Source organism: Mesorhizobium sp. B2-5-4, assembly GCF_006441095.1.
Lineage (GTDB): Bacteria > Pseudomonadota > Alphaproteobacteria > Rhizobiales > Rhizobiaceae > Mesorhizobium > Mesorhizobium salmacidum.
Map to the genome: position 1 here is coordinate 272,128 of NZ_VFUR01000001.1, position 12,303 is coordinate 284,430.

General features: G+C 61.5%; 11 protein-coding genes. 10 read left to right on the top strand and 1 reads right to left on the bottom strand.

The window, feature by feature from the left end; genetic code table 11:
* Positions 1-91: 91 nt before the first annotated feature.
* The 9 genes from FJ492_RS01385 to FJ492_RS01430 all read left to right on the top strand — a co-directional run bounded on the left by FJ492_RS01385 (position 92) and on the right by FJ492_RS01430 (position 10,380).
* Positions 92-1,585, top strand: coding sequence for a DegQ family serine endoprotease (locus FJ492_RS01385; RefSeq protein ID WP_140711506.1), 1,494 nt, complete (start codon positions 92-94; stop codon positions 1,583-1,585).
* A gap of 146 nt (positions 1,586-1,731) precedes the next feature.
* On the top strand, positions 1,732-3,039 hold the full coding sequence (locus tag FJ492_RS01390; protein ID WP_140752473.1) for a replication-associated recombination protein A: 1,308 nt from the start codon (positions 1,732-1,734) through the stop codon (positions 3,037-3,039).
* A gap of 107 nt (positions 3,040-3,146) precedes the next feature.
* Positions 3,147-3,608 carry a DUF930 domain-containing protein gene (locus FJ492_RS29040; RefSeq protein WP_246675848.1) on the top strand — a complete coding sequence of 154 codons (462 nt, stop codon included), beginning with the start codon at positions 3,147-3,149 and terminating at the stop codon, positions 3,606-3,608.
* 272 nt (positions 3,609-3,880) lie between these two features.
* Positions 3,881-4,702, top strand: coding sequence for an aspartyl/asparaginyl beta-hydroxylase domain-containing protein (locus FJ492_RS01400; RefSeq protein WP_181166124.1), 822 nt, complete (start codon positions 3,881-3,883; stop codon positions 4,700-4,702).
* A 421-nt stretch (positions 4,703-5,123) separates the two neighbouring features.
* On the top strand, positions 5,124-5,498 hold the full coding sequence (gene crcB, locus FJ492_RS01410; protein WP_140768121.1) for a fluoride efflux transporter CrcB: 375 nt from the start codon (positions 5,124-5,126) through the stop codon (positions 5,496-5,498).
* A 103-nt stretch (positions 5,499-5,601) separates the two neighbouring features.
* Positions 5,602-6,582 carry an RluA family pseudouridine synthase gene (locus FJ492_RS01415; protein ID WP_140768123.1) on the top strand — a complete coding sequence of 327 codons (981 nt, stop codon included), beginning with the start codon at positions 5,602-5,604 and terminating at the stop codon, positions 6,580-6,582.
* A 47-nt stretch (positions 6,583-6,629) separates the two neighbouring features.
* Entirely contained in the window at positions 6,630-7,502 is an 873-nt protein-coding gene (locus FJ492_RS01420) for a DMT family transporter (RefSeq protein ID WP_181166563.1), read from the top strand.
* 12 nt (positions 7,503-7,514) lie between these two features.
* Positions 7,515-8,306 (top strand): ATP12 family chaperone protein, encoded by a 792-nt coding sequence (locus tag FJ492_RS01425; RefSeq protein WP_140768127.1) that lies wholly within the window; start codon positions 7,515-7,517, stop codon positions 8,304-8,306.
* A 184-nt stretch (positions 8,307-8,490) separates the two neighbouring features.
* Positions 8,491-10,380, top strand: coding sequence for an MFS transporter (locus FJ492_RS01430; protein ID WP_140505228.1), 1,890 nt, complete (start codon positions 8,491-8,493; stop codon positions 10,378-10,380).
* A gap of 79 nt (positions 10,381-10,459) precedes the next feature.
* On the opposite strand, the gene FJ492_RS01435 is transcribed toward FJ492_RS01430, so the two are convergent.
* Positions 10,460-10,654 carry a DUF2735 domain-containing protein gene (locus tag FJ492_RS01435; RefSeq protein ID WP_140505229.1) on the bottom strand — a complete coding sequence of 65 codons (195 nt, stop codon included), beginning with the start codon at positions 10,652-10,654 and terminating at the stop codon, positions 10,460-10,462.
* A 311-nt stretch (positions 10,655-10,965) separates the two neighbouring features.
* Here FJ492_RS01435 and FJ492_RS01440 point away from each other — a divergent pair, with 311 nt between their 5' ends.
* On the top strand, positions 10,966-12,006 hold the full coding sequence (locus FJ492_RS01440; protein ID WP_140505231.1) for a glutamine synthetase beta-grasp domain-containing protein: 1,041 nt from the start codon (positions 10,966-10,968) through the stop codon (positions 12,004-12,006).
* Positions 12,007-12,303 lie beyond the last annotated feature (297 nt).

The following is a 12,303-nucleotide window of genomic DNA, read 5'->3' on the forward strand; positions in this document are numbered from 1 at the left end:
TGCCGCGAAAATAATCGGATTTCAGCGGCTTAGCCTTTCATTTTGCACATTCGTCGGGACAATGCGCCCGAACTCGCTTGGAGGATTCGCAATGCGCGCCAAAAAACTGTCCCTTGTTCTGCTCTGCGCCTTCATGGTGTTCGCAGCCGCACCGGCAGTCCGGCAGGCGCTGGCCGAGGACGCCGCCAAGCCAGCAGATCCGGGGCTCTCCGATGTACTGACCGACTTGTTGCATGGCGTCGAAGGCGAGAATGCCACTTCCGGCCCGGACAAGCGCGTGCCGTTCGGCCGCGAGGAGGTCCAGCTTTCCTTCGCGCCGCTGGTCAAGCAGACGGCGCCGGCCGTGGTCAATGTCTATGCCTCGCAGACGGCCAAGGTGACCTCGCCTTTCGAAGGCGATCCCTTCTTCGAGGAGTTTTTCGGCCGCGCCCAGCCGCGTGCGCAGTCTTCGCTGGGCTCGGGCGTGCTGGTCGATCCGAGCGGTGTCATCGTCACCAACTTCCATGTCATCAAGGACGCCGACGAGGTCAAGGTGGCGACCGCCGACGGCCGCGAATTCGCCAGCAAGGTGATGCTCAAGGACGAAACGCTCGATCTGGCCGTGCTCAAGATCGAGTCCGACAAGCCGTTTCCGGTCATCGCCATCGGCGATTCCGACGCGCTCGAGGTCGGCGACCTGGTGCTGGCCATCGGCAATCCCTTCGGCGTCGGCCAGACCACCACCAGCGGTATCGTTTCCGCCCTTGCTCGCAGCCATATCGGCGTTTCGGACTCTGGCTATTTCATCCAGACCGATGCCGCCATCAATCCCGGCAATTCCGGCGGTGCGCTGATCAATATGGGCGGCCAACTTGTGGGCATCAACACCGCCATCTACAGCCGCAGCGGCGGCTCGATCGGTATCGGGTTTGCCATCCCCGCCAATATGGTGCGGGCTTTCGCCGATGCCGCCAAGGCCGGCCTCGATTTCTTCGAACGGCCCTATATCGGCGCCGAATTCGAAGCGGTGACGCCGCAGATCGCCGAATCGCTCGGCATGGAAAAGCCAATCGGGGCGCTGGTCTCCTCGGTCGACGCGACGGGTCCCGCCGGCAAGGCAGGGCTGAAGCCGGGCGATGTCGTGCTGCAGATCAACGGCAAGCCGGTCGAGAGCATCGAGGCGCTGGACTATCGCATGGCGACGCTGTCGATCGGCACCAAGGCAAATTTCGCGATCCTGACCAAGGGCCAGCAGGCGGCGATGGACATCGCGCTGGAGCGCGCGCCGGAGGGGGCAAAAGCCTCGGAAGTGACGCTGCATGGCCGCAGCCCGTTCTCGGGCGCCAAGGTCTCGGAACTGTCGCCGCGGCTTGCCCAGAAGCTCGGCCTGCGCACCGATCTCAAGGGCGTGACCGTGATCGACATCAACCGTGATTCGCCGGCCGCCGATTTCGGCTTCCAGCCGGGCGACGTCGTGCGCGAGGTCAACGGCACCAGCATCGACACCGCCGCAACGCTGGCGCAGGTAGCGCAGCAGGATACGCGCTGGTGGCGCTTTACCGTCGAGCGCGGTGGGCAGATACTGCGCCAGGTATTGCGTTACTGAGTTCGAGCCCCTGAAGGGATCGCGCTTCAAACTTACAGCGGATCAGCGTTTTGCCGAAACGCCGATCTGCTCTATCTCCTTGTTTTGACGCAATTCCGGACGGAAAACCGCTTCACGGTTTTCCTGGGATTGCTCTGAGGAAGTGCATGGCCGATCTGTTCAGCGTCGACGAACCGGATAAGGTGCCGCCCGGGCGGCCGCTGGCCGACAGGTTGCGTCCGAAGAACCTTGGCGAGGTCGTCGGCCAGGAGCATTTGACGGGCCCCGATGGCGCGCTGACCCGGCTGATCGGCTCCGGTTCGCTGGGCTCGATGATCTTCTGGGGGCCGCCCGGCACCGGCAAGACCACGGTGGCGAGGCTGCTCGCCGGCGAGACCAGCCTTGCCTTCGAGCAGATATCGGCCGTCTTTTCCGGCGTCGCCGATCTGAAGAAAGTGTTCGAGGCGGCCAAGTTGCGCCGCGCCAACGGCCGCCAAACCCTGCTTTTCGTTGACGAGATCCACCGCTTCAACCGTGCCCAGCAGGATTCTTTTCTCCCCGTCATGGAGGATGGGACGGTCGTCCTGGTCGGCGCCACAACCGAAAACCCGTCCTTCGAACTCAACGCGGCCTTGTTATCGCGCGCGCGGGTCATGGTCTTCCATTCGCTCGGCGAAGACAGTATCGCCAAGCTGATGACGCGGGCGGAGGAGACAGAGGGCAGGGCGCTGCCGCTCGATGACGAGGCGCGGGCGATGCTCATCCGCATGAGCGATGGCGACGGGCGCGCATCGCTGACGCTGGCCGAGGAAGTCTGGCGTGCCGCCAAGCCTGGCGAGATATTCGATCCCGAAGGGCTGCAGCGCATCGTCCAGCGCCGTGCGCCGATCTACGACAAGGGCCAGGATGGCCATTACAACCTGATCTCGGCGCTGCACAAGTCGGTGCGCGGCTCGGATCCGGATGCCGCACTCTACTATCTCGCGCGCATGTTCGATGCCGGCGAGGATCCGCTCTATCTCGGCCGCCGGCTGGTACGCATGGCGATGGAGGACATCGGGCTTGCCGATCCGCAGGCACTGGTCATCGCCAATGCCGCCAAGGATGCCTATGACTATCTCGGTTCTCCGGAGGGCGAACTCGCTTTCGCCGAGGCCACCGTTTATCTCGCCACCGCGCCCAAATCCAACGCCGTCTATACGGCCTTCAAGGCAGCCACGCGGGCCGCGAAGGAACATGGCTCACTGCTGCCGCCCAAGCATATCCTCAACGCACCGACCAAGCTGATGAAAGAGGAGGACTACGGCGCCGGCTACCGTTACGACCATGATGAGCCGGACGCCTTTTCAGGCCAGGACTATTTTCCCGAAAAGATGGGTCGACAGACCTTTTACGATCCGCCTGAGCGTGGTTTCGAGCGCGATATCAGAAAGCGGCTCGACTACTGGGCAAAGCTGCGCAAAGAGCGGGAATAGCCGATTTGCGTCGCCCGGTGGTCGTCACGCTTCGGGACGAGGCTTCGCCCTGGGGCATTTCAACTTCGGTCGTCCTCCATACACTGTTCGCCGCGACACTGGCATTGATGCCGTTGCCGAAGCGGCCGAAGCGGCTGGAGGAAGAGCGGGTGTCGGTCAACATCCTGGCGCCTGAACAGTTCGAGGCATCGGCGAGACCGCCGCCGGCCTCCGCCGCTGCGGCGGTGCCGGAGGCGTGGGCGGCAGAGCCACCGCCTGCTTCGAACCCGCCCAAAACTCAACCGCCCGCCGCGCCTGCCATGATTCGCCCGACGCGGATGCTGTCGGCCAAGACCCTGGCCGATCCGCGCAGCAGGCAGGCGCGCGCCGATCTCAAGACCTTCGCATCCGACGAGGGGATGGCGCAGCTTTGCAATCTCGAGGCTATGGATCAGATCCGCCAATGGCATGCGGATTTCCAGCCGGAGCGAGTGGTGCCCTACGCAACCGCCGAGGAAAAGATCACCGGCACGACGATCGCCGCTGATGGTGCGGCTTTTCGCAGCCGCAAAAACTGGTACAGTCTTTAAGTTCAAATGCCAGCTCGCACAGGACGGCGAAAGCGTCATTGGCTGTGAGTTCCTGGTCGGCGATCCCGTGGCCAGGGACAAATGGGACGAGCTTGGCTTGCCGGCGGTGCATTGACAGCCCGGCAGGCTCCACCAGGCAGCCAGCCCGGCCGGATACCATGGCCGTTGTGCGGTGACCCAAAAAACCTTATCAAGGCGCACGGTCGGGCGGTGGCCGTTGCCATGATTTGGGCACCTCATTCGCAACAGGATCGCGCATCGCGCGTGGAAAAATGACAAAAACCCTTCGCAAATCGCTTCGCAAATTCGCTATTGCCATCCCGATTCTTGCCCTTGGCTTCTATTTCATACCGATCCTGACGACGATCTTCATCGTCTGTGGTCTGATCGATGTGCTGCGCAACGACAGGAAGGATCTGGCGCTGTTCAGCGGCTACTTCCTTGGCAACGGGCTTTTCACCTGGTTGCTCTCACCCTTCAACCTGCTGGTCGATCTTCTGTGCTACAGAAATCCGGGCGTGTGGAAGCTGGAGCAGTTTCCCGCCGACTATCAGCGTGAGGTCAACGAGGTCCTTGATGTCTTCAAGGCGCGCAAGGATGAGATCATCGCCGATATCGACGCCAATTTCGGCGCCGGCCGGCGCGGCATGTATGTCTACCAGTGGTACGGCAAGCACAGGATAGACAACGTCGAGGAATTCAACAAGGATTTCAAATACATCAAGACGATCGCCGTTTCCGTCTTCAGCAAGCGCGAATCGACCTCCTGGCATTTCGGGCCGCTGCGGCTCAGCCTGCGCATCCTCTACAATCTGATCCCGGTGAAAGCTGAGATTTTCGTCGAATGCGGCAATGTCAAGAACTACTGGTACGACAATCCGCAGTTCATTTTCGACGACACGCTGCTGCATCGCTCGGTCAACGAATATGATGGCCGCCGCTACTGCGTGTTCATGGATATTATCAGGCCGTCCCCGGTGCCTCGCCTGATCGCTGGCATGCTTGCGGTCGTCTCGGTGAGCGTCGAGCGCATCAATTCGATGTTCTATAAGAACTGGAAGATGATCGGCTCCACAAAGCCGAAAACCACCTGATCTGAAGAGCGGCTGAAGCTGCCTGGTCCGCCGGCAGCGCAGCCGCTTGCTGCGCAAGGAGCGGCATTTTGGTGGCCGCTCGCGCCATCTTAGTATGCATTTTGAACATTGGATCTTATGAGATCCTGTCTCTGAACGCCAGTGACCCACCTGCAGCCGGGGGCGCAGATCTGCATTACAATGCCTGCGCAATACATTGTTTCAGGGGAAAGGCATCGGAGCCGCATACAGACGCATTGCGGAATACCAGCTGTCGGGCAACGTTACCGGCTATCTCTACGAGCAGATGCGTCCGGTCAGCAAACCGGAAATCGATGCCCTGCAAGGCGAATTCAGGAAGAAATATCCAGGCTGGACAACGCCTGAGTGGTGACGGTCGATCGGCATTGACCGAGGCTACCGTGTGAGGCAGTAAACTTCCATGTTCAATCTGCTTCTCGTTATGGTCGGCGGCGGCATCGGTGCCGGCATCCGCCATTTGACCAGTATGGGCGCGCTGCGCCTTGTCGGCCCCAATTATCCCTGGGGAACGATGGCGATCAACATCCTCGGCTCCTTTGCGATGGGCCTGTTCATCGCCATTTTGGCGCGCCGCGGCGGATCGAACGAGCTCAGGCTATTCGTCGCCACCGGCATCCTTGGCGGCTTCACCACTTTTTCCGCCTTTTCGCTCGATTTCGCGGCGCTGTGGGAACGGGGAGCCACGCTGCCTGCGTTCGGTTACGCGCTTGCAAGCGTCATTGGCGCGATCATTGCCCTATTTCTGGGACTTTGGCTCGCAAGAAGCCTGTCATAAAGCACGCCATGGCATGCTTTATGGTTTTGGCCGGCATGCATTAGTGCTATTGCCGCGCCAAGCGCAGGCCAAGAGCCCTGCTCGGGAAAACGGATAGCGAAAAATGGCAGGCGTTGAACAGATCACGGTGGAGGCCGGCGAGGCGGGCATGCGGCTCGATCGCTGGTTCAAGACGCATTTCCCGGGACTTGGCTTCGGCCATCTGCAGAAGCTGCTGCGCTCCGGCCAGATCCGCGTCGATGGCGGCCGGGTCAAGGCCGACACCCGCGTCGAGCCGGGCCAGATGGTGCGTGTGCCGCCGCTCGAGGTGGACAAGAAGGGCGAGAGCGCGCTCACGGGCCACTCGATCCGCAACCAGGGCGACGCCGATGTGCTCGCCAAGATGCTGCTCCATGAGGACCCGAAGGTCTTCGTCTTCAACAAGCCGGCGGGCCTTGCGGTTCAGGGCGGCTCCGGCGTCACGCGCAATGTCGACGACATGCTGGAAGCCTGGCGCAGCCAGAAGGGCGAGAAGCCGCGGCTGGTGCATCGGCTCGACCGCGATACGTCGGGCGTGCTGGTTGTCGCCCGTACCAGGCTTGCCGCCATGAAGCTCTCGGAGGCGTTCCGGGCGCGAGAAACCAAGAAGACCTACTGGGCGTTGGTCAAAGGCGTGCCGCCCAAGCGCGAGGACAAGATCTCGACCTGGCTGATCAAGGAGCCGACAGAGGATGGTGACCGCGTGCGCGTGGCCGCGCATGGTGAAAAGGGCGCCGACCATGCCGTGTCCTACTACCGCATCATCGAGCAGGCGGCGCAGACCATGACCTGGCTGGAGATGGAGCCCTATACGGGCCGCACCCACCAGCTCCGCGTCCATGCCGCCTATGTCGGCTGCCCGATCATCGGCGACCCGAAATACTTCGAAGCCGACACCAACTGGGATTTTCCCGGCGGCATTCAAAACCGCCTGCACCTGCACGCACGCCGCATCATTATCCCGCACCCGGACAAGGGCGTTATCGACGTCACCGCGCCGATGCCGCCGCACATGCGCCAGAGCTGGAACCTGATCGGCTTCGACGACGCCAGCGCCGAGGATTGACCGTGAGCGGCGCCACCGACGCGCTCGATCGGCGCGACACGGTCGATATGGCCGCCGCCGCCATCATGGTCGGGCTGACCTTTTCCTGGGGCCTGAACTACGTCGCCGCCAAGATCTCCTACGCCGGCTACGACCCAGTCTTCCTGTCAATCGCACGCTCGGTCATTGGCGGCTTCTGCGTCTTCCTCTGGTGCCGCTGGCGCCGCATTGCGCTGTTCACCAGGGATGGGACATTGCTGGCCGGCATCGCGGTCGGCGTGCTTTTCGGCGTCGAGTTCCTTTGCCTCTATGTCGGGCTGGAGCACACCACCGTTGCCCGCAACACGCTGCTGGTCAACTCAATGCCGTTCTGGATGCTGATCGGCGGCCACTTTCTGCTCGGCGAACAGATCACCACGCGCAAGTTCCTTGGCCTGCTGTTGGCTTTCGCGGGTCTCGCCACCGTTTTTTCCGACAAGCTCGGCGGTAGCGGAGACATGCTGTTCGGCGATCTCCTGAGCCTTGGTTCCGGATTTTTCTGGGCCCTGACCAACATTCTCATCAAACGATCGAAACTGGTCGAGGCAAGCGCGGAGAAGCTGCTGCTCTATCAACTCGCCGGCGCGGCGATCGTTGGCGTGTTGGTAATGCCTCTCGCTGGCCCACCCGTTCGCGATCCAGCCTTGCTGCCGACATTGGCGCTGCTTTTCCAGGCGATCTATATCGTCGCCTTTACATACGTGCTGTGGTTCTGGCTGCTGCGCCGCTATCCGGCCTCAGGGCTGTCGAGCTTCACCTTCCTGTCGCCGGTCTTCGGAGTTTTATGCGGTGCGATCATCTTGAACGAGTCGCTGACCATTCGCATTTTTCTGGCACTTGGCTTGATTGCGGCGGGGCTGATCATCGTCAACCGGCCGGCACGCAAGCTGACACCGGTGTGAGAAAGAGACTTCATGCGTGACATCCTCAACGACCTTGAAGCGGGCAAGTATCTTTCCGATCCGGATCCGGTACGTCGCGCCCAGATCCAGATGAAGACGCCGCTGCCCAAGCGCTTCTACAACGAGGTCTCGGTCGTGCCGGTGGAAGCTGGTTTTGCGGTGCAACTCGACGGGAGGCCGGTGCGCACGCCGGGCAAGGCGCTGCTGGCGCTGCCGACTGAAACGGCCGCGGCGCTGGTTGCCGGCGAGTTCGCGGAACAGGGCGAGACGATCAATCCGGTGACGATGCCGGTGATGCGGCTGGTCAACACCGCCATCGATGGCGTGGCCAGCGATCCTCAGGCGGTGCTGGAAGACATTCTGCGTTTTGCCTCGTCGGATCTGCTCTGTTACCGCGCCGATGCCCCGCAAGGGCTGGTCGCGCGGCAGAACGAGCAGTGGGATCCCGTCATCGACTGGGCACGCGCCGCGCTTGGGATTCGCTTCAACCTTGCCGAGGGTATCATCCATGTCGAGCAGCCGCGCGAAACCATTGCCGTGCTGGGCAGCCATCTGGCGCAGCGCGCCGAGCCGCTGCGCCTGGCCGCCATTCATGTCATGACATCGCTGACCGGATCGGCATTGCTGGCGTTGGCGGTCGATTTCGGCGAGCTCGATGGCGAGGAGGCCTGGGCCGCCGGCCATGTCGACGAGGACTGGCAGATCGCGCATTGGGGACAGGACGCCGAAGCAGCCGCGCGTCGTGCCGCCCGCAAACGAGACATGATGGCCGCTGTCAGCTTGCTCGAAGCGCTGCGGGCCTGAGCGCTTCGCTCCGCCTTCGCACTGCACCTAATACGAAAGTCATAATCCCATCGTCGCGGTGCCTTTCCCCGGCGCTTTCTGCCATTTTTCATGTGCTGGCTGCGCTTTTCGAGTCCGCGTTCGGAGGAGAACGCGGACGTTGGCGCACAGCATCTAGGGCTGGGTCTCACGGGAGGATAACTCAATGGCAATGGCATCGACCGTCGGCGGAAGGAGCCGGGGCATGACACGGGAGGAGAAGAAAGTCATCTTCGCTTCCTCGCTCGGCACCGTTTTCGAATGGTATGATTTCTATCTCTACGGCTCGCTGGCGGCTTTCATCGGCTCGACCTTTTTCAGTCCGACGATTCCCGAGGCAACGCGCAACATCTTCGCGCTGCTGGCCTTTGCCGCAGGTTTCCTGGTGCGTCCGTTCGGCGCGCTGCTGTTCGGTCGCATCGGCGACCTCGTCGGCCGCAAATACACATTCCTGGTCACCATGACGATCATGGGCCTGTCGACCTTCCTGGTCGGCCTGTTGCCCGGCTATGCAACCCTGGGCATCGCTGCTCCGGTGATCCTGATTGCCCTGCGCATGCTGCAGGGTTTGGCGCTGGGCGGCGAATATGGTGGTGCGGCGACCTATGTCGCCGAGCACGCGCCCGATGACCGCCGCGGCTTTTACACCTCTTGGATCCAGACGACAGCGACGCTCGGCCTGTTCCTGTCGCTGATCGTCATCCTGATTGTGCAGGGATCGCTGAGCAAGGAGAGCTACGCCGCCTGGGGTTGGCGCATTCCTTTCATCGTCTCTTTCCTGCTGCTCGCCATTTCGATCTGGATCCGGTTGTCTCTCTCGGAGTCCCCGACCTTCCAGAAGATGAAGGACGAGGGCAAGGGCTCCAAGGCGCCGCTCTCGGAAGCCTTTGGTCAGTGGAAAAACGCAAAGATCGCTCTCCTGGCGCTGCTCGGCCTCACCGCCGGTCAGGCCGTCGTCTGGTACAATGGCCAGTTCTACGCGCTGTTCTTCCTGCAAAACGTGCTGAAGGTCGACGCGCAGTCGGTCAACATCATGATCGCCGTCGCGCTGGCGCTCGGCTCGATCTTCTTCGTCGTGTTCGGCTGGCTCTCCGACAAGATCGGCCGCAAGCCGATCATCATGGCTGGCCTGGCGCTTGCCATAGTCTGCACCTTCCCGCTGTTCAAGGCATTGACCTGGGCCGCCAATCCGGCGCTCGCCAAGGCACAGCAGAGCACTCGGGCAACTGTGACGGCAGCACCCGGCGACTGCAGGTTCCAGTTCAATCCGGTCGGAACCGCGAAATTCACGACGTCCTGCGACATCGCGACTTCGTTCCTGACCAAGAACTCGGTTCCGTACGATGTGGTGTCGACGGCCGCGCCCGGGACGGCCGCGTCAGTCAAGATTGGTACAGAGACGGTGGCGTCCTACGACGCGGTCGCCGCCGGCGATCAGGCCAAGGCCAAGGACGCGGCCTTCGCCAAGGCTGTCAACATGTCCCTGCGGGACGGCGGTTATCCGCTGAAGCGTGCGGCGATCAAGGTTGCGGACCCGAAACTCGATGCGTTTGTTGCCGCCAACCCGGAACTGAAGCTGGACGCTGCCGCGATCCGTGCCGGTGAGAAGGCGACTGTGCCGATTGATCAGGCGGTCAAGGACAAGCTCTTGACTACCGAGGAGGCAGCGGGCGCACCCGAGGTCACCGTCTACAACATACCGGGCGGCGGCGCCTTCGCCATGTTCGCCGATCCGGCGGCGGTGAACTGGCCGATGACAATCGGTATCCTGTTCATCCTGGTGCTGTTCGTGACCATGGTCTACGGGCCGATCGCGGCGATCCTTGTCGAGATGTTCCCGACTCGCATTCGCTACACTGGCATGTCATTGCCCTACCACATCGGCAATGGCTGGTTCGGCGGCCTGCTGCCGGCGACGGTGTTCGCGCTCAGCGCCTACAAGGGCGATATCTATTATGGCCTCTGGTATCCGGTGGTAATCGCGGCAATGACGCTGATCATCGGCATGATCTTCGTCAAGGATACGCTCGGTACCGACCTGCACGCCAAGGAGTAGCCGATCGGCCGATACGAGCGAAAAGCCCGGCGCGAGCGATCGCGCCGGGCTTTTTCATGTGAGATCGACGTGGAGGGCTTCAGCTCTTCCGTTGCGGGTTCTCTTCCTCGACGGCGGCCTCGTGATACCAGCCATCGGAATCGGCGTGCTCGCCGCGAAGCGCGGCAAGCTCTGCCGCGAATTTGGCCTTGGCGCCTAAATTTAAGGCAGATTTGCGCGCTGCCAGCGGGAACATCAGGATTTTCGCCGACGGACGCGATTGCGTGACTTGCATTGCCGGTCTCCCTGCTTTTCAGAAGCTTGCCGATTCAGTTCTCATCAAAATAGGTTCTGCGATTCATTTAGGCAATATGCTCATGAAAAGATCATGATTTGCCTATGATTTAAGCAGTATTGCCGTTTGGGCGATCTTGACGCATTGCTGAGACGGCTCAGCAAAATCAAAGCCTTGGCATGACCATTTTGCCGCACCCGTCGGAGGCCGAGTGGCATACGAATTGCTTTTTAATCATCGGCAGGCCGGCCTGTTTCGGCCTTGCATCGACATCGCCTGCTTGCGGTGTCCAAGCAACGAGAGGCTCTAGAATGACCAAATACAAGCTCGAGTATATCTGGCTCGATGGATACACCCCGGTCCCCAATCTTCGCGGCAAGACGCAGATCAAGGAATTCGCCGAGTTCCCGACGCTCGATCAGCTGCCGCTGTGGGGTTTCGACGGGTCCTCGACGCAGCAGGCCGAGGGGCATAGCTCCGATTGCGTGCTGAAGCCGGTCGCCGTCTATCCCGATCCGGCCCGCACCAACGGCGTGCTCGTCATGTGCGAAGTCATGATGCCCGACGGCGTTACGCCGCATGCATCCAACAAGCGCGCCACCATCCTCGACGACGAAGGCGCCTGGTTCGGCTTCGAGCAGGAGTATTTCTTCTACAAGGATGGCCGTCCGCTCGGCTTCCCCGAAAGCGGCTATCCCGCGCCGCAGGGCCCGTACTATACCGGCGTCGGTTATTCGAATGTCGGCTCCGTTGCGCGCCAGATCGTCGAGGAACATCTTGATCTCTGCCTCGCGGCCGGCATCAACCACGAAGGCATCAATGCCGAAGTGGCCAAGGGCCAGTGGGAATTCCAGATTTTCGGCAAGGGTTCCAAGAAGGCCGCCGACCAGATGTGGATGGCCCGCTATCTGATGCAGCGCCTGACCGAGAAGTACGGCATCGACATCGAATACCACTGCAAGCCGCTCGGCGACACCGACTGGAACGGCTCGGGCATGCATGCCAATTTCTCGACGTCCTATATGCGTGAAGTCGGCGGCAAGGCCTATTTCGAAGCGCTGATGGCGGCCTTCGACAAGAACCTGATGGACCACATCGCCGTCTACGGCCCGGACAACGACAAACGTTTGACCGGCAAGCACGAGACAGCGCCGTGGAACAGGTTCAGCTATGGCATCGCCGATCGCGGCGCCTCGATCCGCGTCCCGCATTCGTTCGTCAAGAACGACTACAAGGGCTATCTGGAAGACCGCCGTCCGAATTCACAGGGCGACCCCTACCAGATCGCCTCGCAGATCCTGAAGACGATCGCTTCGGTGCCGGCGAGCGCAGAGGTTTCGGCCGCTGCCTGATTCTCTTTGCGGCGTGGTCAGCTCCGCGCCGCACGCGGATGTTCATTGTGGAAAAGGCCCGGCGGAAACGCCCGGGCCTTTTTTGCCGGAACGGCGAATTCCCCCAAAAAAAGTCAGGTTGAAAAGGGACGGGCAATTTCAGCCGAACGAGAGGCTTTGGTTGACGCCTCTTGCCGCCACTCGTCTCATGCATTTCCGAGTTTCATTGAAAAAGCCCGGAAAACAGCCTGTTTCAGCTCGTCCGTACACACCGATCCTTTATATAAGCCACTGTTCATGCATCGAAATCGGCGATTT

Bases quoted from the DNA above. Each gene is read 5' to 3' on its own strand.
- FJ492_RS01385 (WP_140711506.1), top strand. From the start codon at position 92: ATGCGCGCCAAAAAACTGTCCCTTGTTCTGCTCTGCGCCTTCATGGTG.
- FJ492_RS01435 (WP_140505229.1), bottom strand. From the start codon at position 10,654: ATGCAAGTCACGCAATCGCGTCCGTCGGCGAAAATCCTGATGTTCCCG.
- FJ492_RS01390 (WP_140752473.1), top strand. From the start codon at position 1,732: ATGGCCGATCTGTTCAGCGTCGACGAACCGGATAAGGTGCCGCCCGGG.
- FJ492_RS01415 (WP_140768123.1), top strand. From the start codon at position 5,602: ATGGCAGGCGTTGAACAGATCACGGTGGAGGCCGGCGAGGCGGGCATG.
- FJ492_RS01430 (WP_140505228.1), top strand. From the start codon at position 8,491: ATGGCAATGGCATCGACCGTCGGCGGAAGGAGCCGGGGCATGACACGG.
- FJ492_RS29040 (WP_246675848.1), top strand. From the start codon at position 3,147: ATGCCGTTGCCGAAGCGGCCGAAGCGGCTGGAGGAAGAGCGGGTGTCG.
- FJ492_RS01440 (WP_140505231.1), top strand. From the start codon at position 10,966: ATGACCAAATACAAGCTCGAGTATATCTGGCTCGATGGATACACCCCG.
- FJ492_RS01400 (WP_181166124.1), top strand. From the start codon at position 3,881: ATGACAAAAACCCTTCGCAAATCGCTTCGCAAATTCGCTATTGCCATC.
- FJ492_RS01420 (WP_181166563.1), top strand. From the start codon at position 6,630: ATGGCCGCCGCCGCCATCATGGTCGGGCTGACCTTTTCCTGGGGCCTG.
- FJ492_RS01425 (WP_140768127.1), top strand. From the start codon at position 7,515: ATGCGTGACATCCTCAACGACCTTGAAGCGGGCAAGTATCTTTCCGAT.
- crcB (WP_140768121.1), top strand. From the start codon at position 5,124: ATGTTCAATCTGCTTCTCGTTATGGTCGGCGGCGGCATCGGTGCCGGC.